The following is a 17,252-nucleotide window of genomic DNA, read 5'->3' as shown; positions in this document are numbered from 1 at the left end:
AATGAAAAAGTAAGGCAAAACAAATCCTGTTTTGTCTTACTTTTTTGCTTATTCGGGAAAAAATGTATTACCAAAATGTTGCAATTTTTACAAATTTTATATACAATTGCTTAAATATGATTACAATGAGAATATGAGTTTTTTTAAAACGATTACAATGAGTATAGTAAAAATAATTATTAAAAAACAGAGTTTTTTTGATAAGTTTTACTGTTGTGATAGGCTATTTAACTGAGCAAGAAGGAGTGTATTAAAGTGAGTGATGGTAATCAATTGTTAGACGTTCAGCATCTGCATACAGGGTTTCGTATTAAAGACGAATACTACGATGCTGTTGATGATGTATCATTTGAATTAGGAAGAAATGAAATTTTAGCGATCGTGGGTGAATCAGGTTGTGGGAAAAGTACTTTAGCCACAACGATTATTGGGTTACATGATGAAAATAATACCCGTGTAACTGGAGAAATCCTTTATAAGGACTTAAATTTAACTACATTTAACGAACAATTATATAATAAAATCCGTGGTAATGATATCGGAATGATTTTTCAAGACCCGTTGTCAGCACTAAATCCATTGATGCGAATTGAAGATCAGATTAAAGAAAGTTTAACATATCATACGGATATGAATGCAGAACAAAAACAAGCGCGAGTAATCGAATTATTGACACAAGTGGGTATTCCTAATCCCGAACGAGTTGGAAAGCAGTATCCTCATGAATTATCTGGAGGAATGCGCCAACGTGTGATCATTGCGATCGCTATTGCTTGTAAACCAGCAATTATTATTGCAGATGAACCGACAACGGCATTGGATGTTACGATTCAAGCGCAAATTTTAGATTTACTCAAGGACTTGCAAGAAGAAACTGGCTCAGGAATCATTTTGATTACCCATGATTTGGGTGTGGTAGCTGAAATGGCAGATAAGGTGGCAGTGATGTATGCAGGTCAATTTGTTGAAGTTGCGACTGCAGAAGAATTATTTAATAATCCAAAACATCCATACACGCGCTCATTGTTACAATCTATCCCTCAAGAAAATTCAGATGATAGTCAGTTACATGTAATTGAAGGTGTGGTTCCTTCCTTAAGTAAGTTACCAAGAGAAGGTTGTCGCTTTGCGCCGAGAATTCCTTGGATTCCAGAGGATGCTCATGAAGCAGAGCCGACATTACATGAAGTGTCAGAGGGTCATTTTGTCCGCTGTACATGTTATCAGCATTTCCATTTTAGAGACGATCAGGAGGAAGTATAATGGCAGAAATTATTCAAATCAAAGACTTGAAAGTTCATTATCCTATCCGTAGCGGCTTCTTTAATCGAGTGACTGATCATGTGCTGGCAGTTGATGGTGTTGATTTTATTATCGAAAAAGGTAAAACGTACGGCTTGGTTGGTGAGTCTGGTTCTGGTAAATCTACTACAGGTAAAGCGATAATTGGGTTAGAAAAAGTGACTAGCGGCAGTATTATATACCAAGACAAAGATGTGACAAAAGCTCATAATCGTAAAGCCATGAAATACAATAAAGATGTTCAAATGATTTTCCAAGATTCAATGTCTAGCTTAAATCCAAAGAAACGAGTATTGGATATCATTGCTGAGCCGATTCGTAATTTTGAACGATTGAGCGACCAAGAAGAAAAGAAAAAAGTCAAAGGGCTTTTAGATATTGTCGGGATGCCAGAAGATGCATTGTACAAATACCCTCATGAATTTTCAGGCGGACAGCGTCAACGTTTAGGTGTTGCTAGAGCGGTGGCAACTAGTCCTAAGCTGATCATTGCAGATGAACCAGTTTCTGCTTTGGATCTATCCGTTCAAGCACAAGTATTGAACTTTATGAAAAATATTCAAGAAGAATATGGCTTGAGCTATCTATTTATTTCCCATGACTTAGGCGTAGTGAAACATATGTGTGATAATATTGCGATTATGTACAAAGGTCGATTTGTGGAAATTGGGACTCGTCAAGATATTTATACAAACCCACAACATATTTATACGAAACGCTTATTATCAGCTATTCCTAAAATCGATGTTGCGCATCGTGAAGAGCACAAAGCGCAACGTCGTCAAGTGGAAAAAGAATATATTGAGAATCAAAAACATTATTACGATCAAAACGGTCGTGTGTACGACTTACGTACAATTAGTGATACACATCAAGTAGCGTTAAAAGATGGAGGTGCAATCTAATGTGGAAGACGATTTTACGCCGTGTACTCTTTATGATTCCTCAAATCTTGATTTTAAGCGTATTGATTTTCATGTTAGCTAAAATGATGCCGGGGGATCCTTTTACGGGACTTATCAATCCAAATACAGATCCTGCCGTTATTGAGAAAATGCGTGAATCAGCTGGGCTGAATGATCCTTGGACAACACAATATGTTCGTTGGATCGTCAACGTTTTCCATGGCGATTTTGGTGAAAGCTTTATTTTCAAATTACCAGTATCAACATTGATTGGTAGCCGTGCAATAAATACGATTCTCTTGTCCTTAGTGACAGTTGTGATTATGTATGCGATCGCGTTACCATTAGGCGTTTTATCAGGCCGCTATCAAAATTCTATTTTAGACAAATTTGTAGTAATTTATAACTTTTTCAGTTTTGCAGTACCACCATTTATTTTTGCCCTCGTTATGCTGTTTATTTTTGGTTACCGTTTAGATTGGTTTCCTACAACGGGGTCGATTTCCAGTGGTGTCGAGCCAGGGACAGGTGCTTATATTTGGGATCGATTCTATCATTTGATCTTACCAGCACTCTCTCAAGCACTTCTTGGAACAGCGATCACGATCCAATACTTGCGTAATGAAGTGATTGATTCTCAATCATTGGATTATGTGCGGACAGCGCGTTCAAAAGGGGTACCGACGAATAAAGTGTATACAAGACATATTTTCAGAAATGCTTCTTTACCAATTGTTTCTCAACTTAGCTACGAAATCACAGCTTTAATCAGTGGTTCGGTAGTTATTGAAAAAATCTTTGGTTATCCAGGAATTGGGAAATTATTTATCGACTCGATCGGACAACGTGATTATGCAGTAATCACAGCCTTAGTATTGATTTTAGGAGTTGCAACGCTCGTCGGAAATCTGATTTCAGATATCGTAATGAGTCTTGTAGATCCACGGATTCGGGTTCAATAGAAAATCAATTTTAAGGAGAGGAAGAGACGAGATGGATAAAAATAAAGAAAATGCAGCAGTTGCTGTACCAGAAACGATCCCACCGATGGGATTTCGAATGATCGCAAGAGAATTCAAAAAAGACAAATTAGCGATTTTCTCACTTGTACTGTTAGTAGCCATTTTATTGGTTGTTTTTATCGGTGCTCTTTTGACTGATCAAGACAAAGTAATGACAGTTAGTATTTTAGATAAATATGCTGAACCTGGTGGAAACTTCATATTAGGAGCAGACGAAGGCGGACGTGATGTGCTTGGTCAATTGATCATTGGTGCTCGTAACTCTGTTGTCATCGGTTTTGCAATCACGATCCTAACATCGATCATCGGTGTGGGAATCGGTATTGTTTCAGGATATTATGGCGGAATGTTTGATAATGCTGTGATGCGTGTGGTTGACTTTATCATGATTTTACCGATCATGATGATCATCATCGTATTTGTTACGATCATTCCGAATTATAATGTTTGGTCTTTTGTAGGAATCATGAGTGCCTTTTACTGGGTCGCCAAAGCGCGGCTGTTTAGAAGTAAAACGTTATCTGAGGTTCGTAGAGACTATGTGAGTGCTTCAAAAACGTTAGGAACCAGCGATTTTAAAATCATGTTTCGAGAAATCATGCCGAATCTAAGTTCATTGATCATCACCAACTTAACAATCAACTTTGCGGCAAATATCGGGATCGAAACGACACTGACGTTCTTAGGATTTGGTTTGCCGACAAATGTGCCGAGTCTTGGAACATTGATCGGATATGCCAGCAATGGCGATGTTTTAGCAAATAAAACATGGATCTGGGTACCTGCATCAGTACTGATTTTAGTAATGATGTTATGTATAAATTATATTGGCCAAGCGTTTAAACGTTCAGCAGATGCTAGACAACGTTTAGGTTAGAAGAGGAGGAAGTAGTGTGAAGAGCAAAAAACTTTTGGGTTTAATTACACTGACAGCAGTGGTAGCTGTAACATTGGCTGCATGTGGTGGAGGTAAGAAATCAGATTCAGGCAACAAGAATGTAGAAACTGAGGATATCAGCAAATTTACAATGAAGGTTAAAAATGACAAAGAAGCAATCAAAGGCGGGACTTTGGATGTAGCAGTTGCGTCAGATACTCAGTTTAAAGGACTATTTTCTAAAATATACTATCAAGACTCGTATGATAATTACTATATGAGACCTTCTGATGAAGGGCTGTTTAGCTACGATGAAGATTTCGTTATTACAGATGAAGGTGCTGCTAAGCTAGATTTAGATGTTGATAATAAAAAAGCAACAATCACACTGAAAGAAAATATTAAATGGTCAGATGGTGAACCTGTAACTGCTGATGATTTGATTTATCCATATGAAGTGATCGGGAATAAAGACTACACAGGAATTCGCTATGATGACAATTTTACTAATATTGTTGGAATGGAAGAATACCATGATGGAAAAGCAGATACTATTTCAGGTATCAAAAAAGTAGATGACCAATCAATCGAAGTAACATACAAAGAAATGAATCCAGGCATGTTGCAATTAGACGGTGGCGTTTATACAAGCGCAATGCCGAAACATATCTTTAAAGATATTCCGATCAAAGATCAAGAAAAAAGTGATGCAGTCCGCAAAAATCCTGTAACATACGGTCCTTACTACATGAGTAAAATCGTAACAGGTGAATCAGTGGAATATTTACCAAATGAACATTACTACAAAGGAAAACCTAAATTAGATAAAATTGTATTTACTAACGTGCCTACTGCTTCAATCGTTGAAGCGGTGAAAGCGAAAAAATATGACATGGTTTACTCAATGCCGACAGATAACTTCCCAACATATAAAGATTCAGAAGGCTATCAAATGTTAGGTCGTGAAGAGTTAGCATATACGTATGTTGGGTTCAAACTAGGTACTTTTGATAAAGAAAAAGGCGAAGTGATCATGAATCCAGATGCAAAAATGGCTGATGTGAAATTACGTCAAGCAATGGGTTATGCGATGGATAATGATGCAATCGGACAAAAATTCTATAATGGTTTGCGTACTGGTGCGACAACATTAATTCCACCAATCTTCAAAACATTACACAATACAGATGTTAAAGGCTACCAATATGATCTAGATAAAGCGAAGAAAATTCTAGATGATGCGGGCTATAAAGATACAGATGGCGATGGACTTAGAGAAAATCCTAAGGGTGAAAAATTAACGATCAACTTTGCCTCAATGGCAGGTGGCGAAACAGCTCAACCTTTAGCTGATTACTATCTACAACAATGGAAAGAAATTGGATTAGATGTGAAATTAGCTACTGGTCGTTTAATTGATTTCCAAGCATTCTACGATAAAATCAAAAACGATGATCCAGAAATCGATGTATTCCAAGCTGCTTGGGGCGTAAATAGTGCACCATCTCCAGCAGGATTATACAGCCGTAACGCAGCATTCAACTACTCACGTTTTGCTTCAGAAGAAAATGATAAACTATTGAAAGCAATCGATTCAAAAGCTTCATTTGATGATACAAAACGTAAAGAAGCATATGATGCATGGCAAGAATATATGTTTGAACAAGCACCAGTTATTCCAACATTATACCGTAATGAAATCATGCCAGTTAATGATCGCGTGAAATCATTTACTTGGAATTACGAAGAAACAAGAGACTTCTATGACATTGAATTAACAGCTGAAAAACGTTAATTTATTGAGTAAAAGAGAGCAATTGAAAAAGACACTTCCATTATTTTTTGGAAGTGTCTTTTTACTTTTGTTGGCTTAGTCTATGAGGGGGAAACAAACTAAAGATTTTTATTATAAAAAAAACAAAATGAAAGTATTGTATTAAAAAGAATTACGTTTGTTTTGGTTTAATAAAAATATTTTACAAATAAATATAACTTTTATTCTATTAAAATAACAAAAATATCAATTAGGCTCCAATCGTTAGCTTTAAATAATAATTTATTTCTAAAAAACGTTGACAAGCATACTTAATGACCGATATACTATTTATGTAAACAATTTTATTATAGATTAGGAGAGATTATAATGGCAGGAGCAATTTCCGTCACACCCGAGCAACTGAAATCACAAGCAAAGGTATATACACAATCACAACAACAAATCCAAGATGCGATTCGTAAAGTAAATTCTATGAATCAACAAATCGCGCAAGAGTGGAAAGGTCAAGCGTTTCAATCGTATTTAGAACAATACAACCAATTAGAAGGAAACGTTAAAAAAATGGAAGAATTATTGATCAGCATCAATAGTCAATTGAACAAGTATGCTGATACAGTGGCACAACGTGACCAACAAGATGCAAGTTCTTTCGGTTTAAACTAAATTAATTTTGAAATAAAAAGCGTCAGTGCAATTCATTGCGCGGGCGTTTTTTAATTATCTAGCTTCAAGAGCTAGCGTTGCGCCTTGCTGTAATCGCATCATTTCCTAAGAGCTAAAGCTCTTAGGAGTGAAGGTTTCAAGAAAAATAGAAAAAATAAATGAGGCAAAGCTTGCCCCAGCTATTTTTCTATTTTCCTATCAAGGTTGAACGAGCTCTTTCAGCTTTTAAATTAGGAGAGAAGAGAAAATTGAAAAATAAACTAAAAAAGTATCTTCCTATTATTTCGATCATCGTCGGTAGCATATTGTTCTTATCTATTCTTTCTTATATTGGTTTCAAAAGTGATAATATCCAACAAACGTCTAATGAAAAGGTAACGAAAATGCAGTATGTATTGGTAAATGAAGATAAAGGAACTCTTTTTGAAGGGAGAAAATACTCTTTAGGAACGGACTTTGTCACATTGATCAATCAAGACACCGCTAACCGGTGGGAGACCACTACTAGAGATATCGCTAGTCGTGGAGTTGCAGATGGACAGTTTGATGCACAGATCATTATTCCGCAAGATTTCTCTGAACGATTGCTTTCACTACAAAGTATAAATCCTGAAAAAGCTTTAGTAGAGTATCAAGTAAGAGAAGGACAAAATGAGATAACCAATCAGGCGATTCAGGTAAAAGTGAATGATATTTTAAAAGATTTCAATCAACGAATTGTACAAATGTATTTTTCAAGTATTGTAGGAAATCTGTCAGAAGCCCAACAAAATGTCAATCAAATGGTTGGATTGGAAACAAACCATAAAAATAATTTGGAAAAAACAATTTACTTACCATTTAAAGAAGTACCAACTAATTTCTCAAGTGTCATTGATACAGCCAGTATTTTGGATGAAGACAATAAAATGTTTACATCCGAACAAAAAGCGTTTGTTCAATCAGTGAAGCAATTGATGGAAAGTAACAACACTGGTTTAGAAGCAAATAGTCAGGCAACCGAGGAAGTACAGAAATCTGTGAACGATTATGCAGATGAAGGAAATAAAAAACTAGAAACATCCATTAAACAGTTTAATGAGCAATTTGAGCTACAAAAAGAACAATTAGAGAATCAATGGCAAAGCGATTTGAAAGGATACAAGGCTCAATATGATGGTTTTGATGATAGCATAAAAAATCAATTGGGACTGTTTCTTACAAAAGGGTCTGAAGAATCTAAGGACTCTGGCGTTTACGCGAATTTTTTAACGAATGCATTTGCATTTAAAGAAACACAAACTAAAAGAATTGAAGAGTTAACAGGTGAAATAAAAGAGTTGGAAAAACAAGTAACAGAACTAACGACTTTAAAAGAAGATGTTGCAGAAAAGTACTACAACGATAGAAGTGCTAATCCAGATAATGCGAAAGAAGACCAAGTTAAGCTAGCTATCTCAAAATTATTATCACCTATTGAGAAAGAATCAGAAATTACGGAAGACGGGGAATACTTAACGGCTGTAAAAAATGAACTTGCGCAATTACAAAATCTTGCTCTTCCATCAAGTACGGATTTTCCCATTCTTTTAAATACGTTAGTGACTAAAGGATTGTTAACACAAGCAGAAAGCGATAAGTTAAGGGATTCATATAACATAGTGACACATTATGACCCAACTTTAACGGGTAATGGCAATCAATTCAATATAGTATCGACAGCTGAAAAAGAAGATATCTCATCTGATTTCAATGTAAAAAACACAGTGGAGATAAATTTGACACCTGGAACAACCCAATCTTTAAAATTCTCACATACTTTTGAGGTAGGAAGCAGCGGTCTGGTCGAAATTGTTGATTTGGACAAGATTAGAGCAAATTTGGAACAGGCAATCATTGCTAAATTATCTGGTTCAGACTACACAGCAGCTGTTTCTATAGAAGGAACACAGCTAAATATAGCCATAATACTTAAGGACACAGGGAGTAGTGATCCGCCCAAAAAACCTACTCAATCTCAGATGTCTTACCAAATTAATTCCCAGATAAAATGGACTTATCCAAATGATTATACCGACTATGAGTATTTCGTATGCTATTATTCCTGGAGTTCAATCAATTCAACAAACTCTGGACAACTGGCTGCTTATATAGACAAAGATCAGCCTCTAAAACAAGATTTAGCTGAACTCTTTAGTTTGTTCACGACATTAACGTCAGCAGCTGAAAAATTGACAACTCTTTACGCTGATCCAGCGCAGCTAAGTCTGAATAGCTTTGCTGATTATGTTACGAGCAACCCAGATAAAACCTTCAATGAGTTAGCTACACCTGATTCTGTTTACTGGTTATATGATAATATCACTGACTCAAAAAAAGTTTCTCAGATTTCGGAGTCGCTCTACACAAATTATAGGGCAAATGGAGACAGTCTATATAACGACATTGAAGAGCAGATCAACAAGTTAAACGCTACAATCGGAACCAATACTGATAAAAATGAAGGCGAAACGATGACGTTATATGGCACGTTAAATCTAATGACTGTACCAGATATGATGTTGCAAGAAGCCTCAATTTTAGGTGAGTGGTTCGATAAAGCCAGTCAAGAAATCGACGGGACCTATAATTCATGGAAAGAAACAGAACGAGTAGCAGCAGAATCTGTTATCACGGATACAAATGCACATCCTGATAAGAATGATACGGCTGCAATCAATTCTACTACGGAAAACTTGGTGAAAAGTATCCAGACATTAGCAAGTAGTTCAAGAGAAACGGCTAAAGCAACAGAAGAATCCGCAGCACAGGTCAAAGACATTGCACCGATTATTCAAACCTTGAAAGAATCGACAAACAAGGTGCAAACAGATGCAAATGGTATTTTAACAAATCTAGATAAAACGGTCACGGAAGTAGACGAAAAAACAAATGACAATGCGAAGTACGCAGAAACATTTGATAAAGTTCTTTCTAATACAAGAAATGGCGGTTCGGATAATTCAACAGTCTTTAACTTCCTTTCAAATCCAATTCAGGAAAAAGGCGATTTTGGTAAAACCAGACAAAATTCTTTGATTCCTTATTATGCAACGATTATTGCTGCATTTATTATTATTTTGGTCGCGACCGCGATGCAAAAATACATGAAACGAAGAAAAGTGTCTAAAACGGACTTGCTGATGAATCCATCAAGAGCTTGGTACAATACGTCAAATGTGATGGTGATACTGCTAAGCAGCGTTGCTTTGTCGATCGCATTTGCCCTTAATTTGAGTCTAGTTGTTGGGATGAATGCAAAATTAGCTTGGTTTAGTTATGCCTTTTTAGTTTTACTAGCAGGATTGTTGCTGACACTTGGCTGTATGAGACAGTTCAGATTACTGACGCTTTATCTTAGCGGTGCAATACTAGGCTTATTCTTTATGCTGACACCACTACTAGGAGTAGCCACTAAAACAGGCACATTCGCCAATATATTGTATCGAGTATCACCATTACAAAATATTCAAAATGGCTTCACCGCATTGCTAAACGGAGCCAGCATTGGTTGGGTAAGTTATCTGATTCTCGTAATTTTAGCATTGAGTGGTATTCTATTGAATTTTTGGGTGAAACCAGAAGACAAAAAAGTAAAAGCATGATCTTTTCTATTATTTGTAAGGGAGAAAAACGATGCAACATAGACCAAAAATTGATGTTAAAACGATTTTAAAAGGAATGCTTGTTCCTTTACTCTTCATTTTCTTACAAAGCATTCCTGTTCATGCAGATACTGGCGACTTAAAAATAAATAACCATGTGATCTACGATAAAAATGAAGGTAGTCAGAGTAATTCTGCTACCTTTACGATCAATCAATTATTTATGAAAGATATGTCTGCTCAGAATAAACAATTAGATGAAGAAAAAATGAAGGTAATTGAAAATGCACAAAAAGAAGTTTTTATGAAAGAAACACCAGCACAACGTACAGTTAACCAACAAATAACACCACTTCTTTTCTCAAACGGATATGTCTTGAATGACAGTTTAGATTCTGGAGATTCAGGGTTAAAGCAAGGAAATAACATTGGATTTATTGTATTTTGTGTAGTCGGTGGACTCCTTGTGGTAGGCCTTGGAATTTTATTAGGTCGAGCATTTCCTACATGGGTAAAAAAAGGATAGGAAGGTAGAATTTTATGCGGAAAGACACATCTATTGGTATTGGATTACATGTGGGCAAACAAATCATTGATTTACAGATTCCTATAAAAGTTTCTGGAAATCGTTTAAAAGAACTATTGAGAGAATCACTAGAATTACTAAATATCTCTTTACCAGAATCATTTGAGTTAGAGATACTAAATAAAGCAATTAAGTTAAACGGAGAAGTTCTTCTGGCCAACTATGCACTAGGTGATGGAGATCAATTAATTGTGAAAGAGACAATGAAAAAATAAAGGGGCCTATGACGTGAGTGAAGTAAAAGATATATCAGAAAAAATAGATATCCAAGTTCAAAAAGACAAGGTATTAGTCACATTACAAGCGAATCAATACCGCTTAGCAGAGCTGGATCAATTTCAAGCCGTTCTCCAAAAAAGAGACGCACTATTAGCTGGGGAACTGTTGGAGGCAACAGAAGAGAAATTAGTCTTATCTTATGATAAAGATAATTATGCCGTATCGATCGAAGAAGCGGTAAGAAAAATGTCATCATTTAATCGACTGCTCTTAGCGCAAAAAATTCGTTTCATTGAGCCTTTTATCCATTCAACGATTCAACCATTTATCCACCCGAGAAATATTTTTCTTTTTGGAGAAGAGTTATCGATTGCACATAGAGGATTTATGAATCTAGTTGTACCACATGTAACAAATGAAGAAGACTTTTTAAAACAATATCGTGCGTTGATTCTATTTATTCTTCATCCAAAATTAGATTATGAACGGTTGATCGAAGGCGCTGGAACATTGCAAGATCCTCTGTCTAAAAATATTCAAGCCGCACTTTCACCAGAAGAAATCGATCAAATGATTAGTGAACAAGTCGTTATCCAAAAAATGAAACAAGAGAAGCAAAATCAACTTGTAAACAAAAACAGCTATACGCTGTTTAAATGGGGCAGTCTTGTGTTGTTGGTTGCAACGCTTATTTTAGGTTTCTTTGTTGGAAATTATGCACTGAAAGAAGTTCCTACGCAAGAAAGAATCATTACAGCAGAAGCAAATTACATTGCTAATGATTATTCAGGCGTATTAAGCACGCTGAAAGAAGATACACCAGAGAATCTACCTAAAAGTGCACAATATGTCTATGCAGTAAGCTCGATACAACTGGATAATTTATCCAATGAGCAAAAAGAGATGATTTTAAATAATATTTCACAAAAATCAAATGAAAATACACTTTTATATTGGATCTATATCGGAAAAGGCGCCTTCGAAAAAGCTCTTGATATTGCACAAAACGTAGGAGATAACCAATTTATTTTACACGCTTATACAAAACTGTATGACGCAACAAAACTAGATACAAAAATGAATGGTGAAAAGAAACAAGAGCTATTAACGAAATACGAAGAAGCCATTGCTAAATATATGAAACTATTAGGAGGAGCAACCGATGATTCTGAAAACGAATAAAACAGAAGATGAGTCAATTGTTCCTATCGATGATCAAATGCAGCTAGCTGCGGATGTTCTTTTTGATGTTTTCTATTTTGGCGATGTCTTTTCTCATCATCAGTTGACAACAGCAAAACAAGAACGAATGATCGACGGACATTCAGTGTCTTATGATGGACAGAAGATTTTATTTGATAACAAACCGTTTGAAAAAAATAATCCTCAATTTATTATTGTAAAACCAACCGAGTATCAAACGATTGCTACAAGTAAACCTAAAAAAGATTTTACGATCTCTTCTACGGCTTCCTCCGCAATTAGTTTACCAACTGCAGCATTTGTTTCAGTTACAGTTGAGGCAAAAACGACTAATTATACTGTTGATATTTACGCAAATGAAGAAACGATTTATTTCAACGGACAACGAATTACTAAAGGAAAATTTGAGTTTGGTACTGGCGATCAGCTAGTGATTGATAAACTGATTATAGAAGTACGAGAAAATCAGCTGAAGCTCACAAATTTAGGTACTGACTTTAAATTAAATCCATTTGAAATCATTGAACAAAGCTACCAACCTGAATACCCATCAGAATTTCCATTATTCAGACGAAGCCCACGCATCCATCTAAAAGAACCGAAGATGGATGTAGAAGTAATGACACCGACACCGAAAGAAAAAGAAGGAAAAAATGAACTCTTAAGAACGTTGGTTCCTCCTTTAGGAATGGTGGTTTTAAGTGGTGCTACAAGCTTTTTAAGTGGCGGGAATCCGATCATGATGCTGAGCATGGGGGGCGCTAGTTTATTAACGGCAGGTTTTTCTGTTTCCAGTTATTTTACCAATAAGAAAGAAACCAAAGAGAAAAATGAACGTAGTGAAGGCTCTTATAGACAATACCTGATTCAGAAAAAAGGGGATATTTCTCTTTTACAACAAGAACAAGAGCACGCTCTGACGTATATGTATCCTTCAATGAATGATCTTGCCTTGATGGCCAAAGACTACCAAGCACGGATTTATGAACGCATGACCACCAATGAAGATTTCCTGAAAATCCATGTTGGGACTGGCGAAATCAAATCAAGTTTTTCTGTAAAATATCAAGCAAATGAAGAAAGTGATTTAAGTTCGCTAGCAGAAAAACAACTCGTTTGGCCGTATCAACAATTAGAAGCGGCACCGATCGTGATTCCTTTAATGGATCAAACGGTTGGGCTAGCCGGAAATTATCCAGTATTACGAACAGCTATTCAAACGCTCTTATTCCAAATTTCAATGCTGCATTCATACCGAGATGTTGAATTTGTGACGCTGGTTCCAGAAAATGACTATGACGTCAATTGGCATGCGTGGCGTTGGCTGCCTCATTTGAAGATTCGCAGTTTGAATCTAAGAGGAATCATCCACAATGCCCAAACACGGGATATGGTGCTTAACTCGTTTTACCAAATTTTAACGAAAAGAAGACAAGAACTGAAAGAAAATAGCAATGAAAAGATTCGATTCCAGCCGCATTATGTATTCTCTATTTTAGAAGAGAGCTGGTTATCTGGACATGGGCTAAATGAATTTTTAGCAGAAGACATGAGTCCGTATGGTGTGACCGTGATTTGGGGGAAAGATGCCTTACCGATGTTGCCTGAGACAACGACGACGTTGATTGATTACCAAAGTAGTGAAGCGGCAATTTTGATCAACCAAAACAATGAATATGTGAATCAAGCGTTTGTACCGACTCATTTACCAACGGCTTATCCGATTGAAGAAGCGTTGCAGAGATTGGCGAATTTACATCATGTTGAAGTGGAGAAAAATGCTGTTCCTGAAAGTTTAGATTTATTAGAGCAATATGAAGTGAAAAGAATCGAAGAATTACAGATTAACAACCGTTGGTTAGAGGCAGAACCAAACAAATCTATTCGCTCATTGATTGGTTGGAGAGGAAAATCTGATTATGTGTATTGGGATCTACATGAACGAGCACATGGACCACATGCATTAGTTGGAGGAACAACTGGTTCAGGGAAATCTGAATTTTTAACAACTTATTTAATTGGTTTAGCAATCAATTTTTCACCAGAAGATATTGGAATGCTGATTATTGACTGGAAAGGTGGCGGAATTGCCAATACCTTAGATAAATTACCTCATTTTATGGGAGCAATCACAAATTTAGATGGCGCAGGAACTGCCAGAGCTTTAGCGAGTATCAAGGCAGAATTAAATAAGAGACAAAGAGAGTTTGCCAAATATGGTGTGAACAACATCAATGGTTACATGAGTTTATACAAACAAAGACATACTCCAAAAGAAGATATCATTTATCCTGAAAAACCATTACCACATCTAATCCTAGTTTCAGATGAATTTGCAGAGTTAAAGGCTAATGTTCCAGAATTTTTAGATGAATTAACGTCTGTTGCCCGAATTGGTCGTTCGTTAGGTGTACATTTAATCTTAGCTACACAGAAGCCATCAGGTGTGGTTAATGATCAAATTGAAGCAAACAGTACTAGTAAAATTGCGCTGAAAATGGCTAGTGTTCAAGATTCTAATGAGCTTCTAAAAACACCAGATGCGGCACAAATTACTAATCCTGGTCGAGGGTATCTTAAGGTTGGAGAAAATGAAGTATATGAACTTTTCCAAAGTGGTTACGCAGGTGTTCTTTATGATCCTGATAAGACTATGGAAGAAGTTGTAGATGAACGTATTTTTAAAATTAATGATTTAGGTCAAACAGAACTACTTTATGATCCAGACGAGAATATCGTACAAGGAAAAGATACGAGTGATTTGCCAACACAATTAGAAGCGGTGATTGAAACAATAGGACAAATTTTTGAACAATCAGAGTTCACAATTCCTGATAAACCGTGGTTACCTAATCTTAGTGAACAAATAACAACAACGACTATCGAAGAAGCGAAACAAAGAAATGTAACTATTCCGCTAGGCTTGTTGGATATTCCATCTGAACAAGCACAGAAGGTTTATCATTACAATTTAGAAAAAGCAAGTCATACTGCTATTTTTTCAAGTCCTGGTTATGGTAAATCGACACTTTTACAAACATTAACTATGAATTTAGCACGTCAAAATACACCAGAACAAGTTCAATTTAATCTACTGGATTTTGGGAATAATGGATTGTTACCATTAAAAGATTTACCTCATGTAGCAGATATCGTCACGCTAGAAGAGGATGAAAAATTACAAAAAATGCTAGATAGAATCTCTGACTTGCTTGCCGAACGAAAAGGTTCATTTAAAAAGAATGGTGTTGCAAGTATTGTACAGTACGAAGCAAAAACTCAATCGAAGTTACCGATTGTTATTAATATCTTAGATGGGTATGATGGATTGAGTGTAGAGGACAATCGGAAAGATAAGATTGATGAAGTGTTACTTCAACTATTAAGAGATGGTGCAAGCTTAGGAGTCTATTTAATTATGACGGCAAGTCGCTCTGGTAGTATTCGTATGAATATGATGAGTAACATTGCAACTAAAATTGCGTTATACTTAAATGATGAAACTGAACTAAGTACATTATTGGGTAGAGAGACTCTTGCTGCTCAGGCAATTAATGGACGAGGACAAGTGATGCTTGATACGCCAACATCAGTGCAATTCTATCTTCCGATTGAAGGAGAGAATAGTTCTGATGTATTAGAAAATCTGGAAAAAGAAGTGACTCGTATGGATCAAGACTGGACAGGTGAACGTCCAGAGAAGATACCGATGGTTCCAGAAGAATTAACCATTCAAAATTTTGTTTCATTCGTAAAAGAAAGAGAAAACAATAATCTGTATCTGGGATTAAATAAATTATCTTCATTAGTAGAAAAATTTCCGATATTCCAAGGAAAGAGTTTAGGAATATTTACCTCATCGAATAAACAATTTAGATTAATGATGCCTTGGATTATGCAACAAATCAATGAGTGGAAAGAAGAAAATGATATCATTTTAATTGATGCAGCAGGAACATTGGAAGAAAAAGCAACATATGTGTCGACATATATTGATCGAATGAAGGTTACCCAACAAAACTATGAATTAAAAGAATCTTTAGAAGCGATGTTGTTAAATGATTCAAGTCAAAGAATCGTAATAATCAATGGCATTGCAGAATTAGTAGACAAACTTTTCTTAAATCCAGAAGAAGTCGCTTTTCTTTTAAATGGTGGGAATGATCACTTGCAACTTGTATTTATAGATAGCTTAACAAAAGTTGGAAATACGTATGGTGGATTGACGAATATGGTGAAAGAAAGTGTGTATCAAATCCTATTTGGCGGTAGTTTACAAAATCAATTATTCATAGAGAATTTACCGTACACACAAAAAAATGTTGTTGTTCCTCGCAATGTACTTCATAGTTTGAAGGATGATCTATTCGAAGATATTGTTATACCGATGGAGGTAGGAGAATGAGAGAAGAAATGAGCACGCCCTTTTTGCCTCTAGGGAGTATTTTACGATTAGAAGAACCTGAAAATGACCAAATACTTTATGTAGTAGTTGCTCGAGCCATTGCAAAAAATGAAATGGACGCAATTTTTTCAAGATATAAAGTTGCGCCCCACCCATTTGGGGATGTACCAAGCCAAGAAGTATTCACGATCAGTGCTGATCAAATTGCTGAGGTTATTTTTGAAGGTTATTCAGATCAAAATGATCAAGAATTTTTAGAGGATTTGTTAGTAAAAATGGCTAACGGTCCTATAGTTGTTCCAGAAGCACCCGAGCCAGAAGTGATTCAAGAACCTGAACCGATTTTAGATGAAGCAGAACAATTACAAGAAGATCCATTTTATAAATTTAGAGAGTAAGGAGAGAGAGTATGGGGAAGATCGCATCAAATGAAGGAGCGGCTCAAAATGCAGTTGCTGGAATTAGCAAAGTTTCTGTTAAAAGTGGAAAGACCTGTTCTTTGGGAAGAAGTAACATTTCTAGTATGAAGCAGGGAGCTAAAGTAAGTAATCAGATTTTATCCGATTTATCGAAATTAGTTAGTTGTGTAAATGAACAAGCCAATAAATTCCCTAAACTTGCGGCAGTTATTGCTTCTCGTGATAGTCAAACGAGATTTAAGTAGGGAGGA

Annotated in this window: 13 protein-coding genes; all 13 read left to right on the top strand. The window is 36.0% G+C overall.

Annotated features, from left to right (window positions below):
• Positions 1 to 255 precede the first annotated feature (255 nt).
• Positions 256 to 1,263 (top strand): ABC transporter ATP-binding protein, encoded by a 1,008-nt coding sequence (locus tag I583_RS13125; protein ID WP_010761892.1) that lies wholly within the window; start codon positions 256 to 258, stop codon positions 1,261 to 1,263.
• Complete coding sequence (locus tag I583_RS13120; RefSeq protein WP_010761891.1) at positions 1,263 to 2,207, top strand: ATP-binding cassette domain-containing protein; 945 nt, start codon at positions 1,263 to 1,265, stop codon at positions 2,205 to 2,207. The genes I583_RS13125 and I583_RS13120 overlap by 1 nt, the downstream gene beginning before the upstream one ends.
• Positions 2,207 to 3,169, top strand: a complete 963-nt coding sequence (gene opp4B / locus I583_RS13115) for an oligopeptide ABC transporter permease (RefSeq protein ID WP_010761890.1) — start codon at positions 2,207 to 2,209, stop codon at positions 3,167 to 3,169. The genes I583_RS13120 and opp4B overlap by 1 nt, the downstream gene beginning before the upstream one ends.
• 31 nt (positions 3,170 to 3,200) lie before the next feature.
• Positions 3,201 to 4,106 (top strand): ABC transporter permease, encoded by a 906-nt coding sequence (locus I583_RS13110; RefSeq protein ID WP_010761889.1) that lies wholly within the window; start codon positions 3,201 to 3,203, stop codon positions 4,104 to 4,106.
• A gap of 16 nt (positions 4,107 to 4,122) precedes the next feature.
• On the top strand, positions 4,123 to 5,901 hold the full coding sequence (locus tag I583_RS13105) for an oligopeptide ABC transporter substrate-binding protein (RefSeq protein ID WP_010761888.1): 1,779 nt from the start codon (positions 4,123 to 4,125) through the stop codon (positions 5,899 to 5,901).
• 348 nt (positions 5,902 to 6,249) lie between these two features.
• A complete protein-coding gene (locus I583_RS13100) occupies positions 6,250 to 6,546 on the top strand; it encodes a WXG100 family type VII secretion target (protein ID WP_010761887.1) in 297 nt (98 codons plus the stop codon).
• A gap of 248 nt (positions 6,547 to 6,794) precedes the next feature.
• Entirely contained in the window at positions 6,795 to 10,169 is a 3,375-nt protein-coding gene (gene esaA / locus I583_RS13095) for a type VII secretion protein EsaA (protein WP_034683737.1), read from the top strand.
• Between the two features lie 31 nt (positions 10,170 to 10,200).
• Positions 10,201 to 10,695 (top strand): hypothetical protein, encoded by a 495-nt coding sequence (locus I583_RS13090; RefSeq protein ID WP_010761885.1) that lies wholly within the window; start codon positions 10,201 to 10,203, stop codon positions 10,693 to 10,695.
• Between the two features lie 14 nt (positions 10,696 to 10,709).
• The gene (locus I583_RS13085; RefSeq protein WP_010761884.1) at positions 10,710 to 10,970 is read left to right on the top strand and encodes a hypothetical protein; all 261 of its coding nucleotides are present in this window, start codon (positions 10,710 to 10,712) and stop codon (positions 10,968 to 10,970) included.
• A 13-nt stretch (positions 10,971 to 10,983) separates the two neighbouring features.
• The gene (gene essB / locus I583_RS13080) at positions 10,984 to 12,156 is read left to right on the top strand and encodes a type VII secretion protein EssB (RefSeq protein WP_010761883.1); all 1,173 of its coding nucleotides are present in this window, start codon (positions 10,984 to 10,986) and stop codon (positions 12,154 to 12,156) included.
• Positions 12,137 to 16,582, top strand: a complete 4,446-nt coding sequence (essC, locus tag I583_RS13075) for a type VII secretion protein EssC (protein ID WP_010761882.1) — start codon at positions 12,137 to 12,139, stop codon at positions 16,580 to 16,582. Before essB ends, essC begins: the two co-directional genes overlap by 20 nt.
• Positions 16,579 to 16,980 carry a DUF4176 domain-containing protein gene (locus I583_RS13070; protein WP_010761881.1) on the top strand — a complete coding sequence of 134 codons (402 nt, stop codon included), beginning with the start codon at positions 16,579 to 16,581 and terminating at the stop codon, positions 16,978 to 16,980. Before essC ends, I583_RS13070 begins: the two co-directional genes overlap by 4 nt.
• An 11-nt stretch (positions 16,981 to 16,991) precedes the next feature.
• On the top strand, positions 16,992 to 17,246 hold the full coding sequence (locus I583_RS13065) for a hypothetical protein (protein ID WP_010761880.1): 255 nt from the start codon (positions 16,992 to 16,994) through the stop codon (positions 17,244 to 17,246).
• The last annotated feature ends 6 nt before the right edge of the window (positions 17,247 to 17,252 follow it).

This window comes from Enterococcus haemoperoxidus ATCC BAA-382 (assembly GCF_000407165.1).
Taxonomy (GTDB): Bacteria; Bacillota; Bacilli; order Lactobacillales; family Enterococcaceae; genus Enterococcus_L; species Enterococcus_L haemoperoxidus.
This window is presented reverse-complemented; position numbering and strand designations above follow the sequence as displayed.

What these genes read in the sequence shown, in the direction of transcription:
- I583_RS13120 (WP_010761891.1), top strand. Translation starts at nt 1,263, where the DNA reads ATGGCAGAAATTATTCAAATCAAAGACTTGAAAGTTCATTATCCTATC.
- opp4B (WP_010761890.1), top strand. Translation starts at nt 2,207, where the DNA reads ATGTGGAAGACGATTTTACGCCGTGTACTCTTTATGATTCCTCAAATC.
- I583_RS13110 (WP_010761889.1), top strand. Translation starts at nt 3,201, where the DNA reads ATGGATAAAAATAAAGAAAATGCAGCAGTTGCTGTACCAGAAACGATC.
- I583_RS13100 (WP_010761887.1), top strand. Translation starts at nt 6,250, where the DNA reads ATGGCAGGAGCAATTTCCGTCACACCCGAGCAACTGAAATCACAAGCA.
- I583_RS13090 (WP_010761885.1), top strand. Translation starts at nt 10,201, where the DNA reads ATGCAACATAGACCAAAAATTGATGTTAAAACGATTTTAAAAGGAATG.
- I583_RS13085 (WP_010761884.1), top strand. Translation starts at nt 10,710, where the DNA reads ATGCGGAAAGACACATCTATTGGTATTGGATTACATGTGGGCAAACAA.
- essC (WP_010761882.1), top strand. Translation starts at nt 12,137, where the DNA reads ATGATTCTGAAAACGAATAAAACAGAAGATGAGTCAATTGTTCCTATC.
- I583_RS13070 (WP_010761881.1), top strand. Translation starts at nt 16,579, where the DNA reads ATGAGAGAAGAAATGAGCACGCCCTTTTTGCCTCTAGGGAGTATTTTA.
- I583_RS13065 (WP_010761880.1), top strand. Translation starts at nt 16,992, where the DNA reads ATGGGGAAGATCGCATCAAATGAAGGAGCGGCTCAAAATGCAGTTGCT.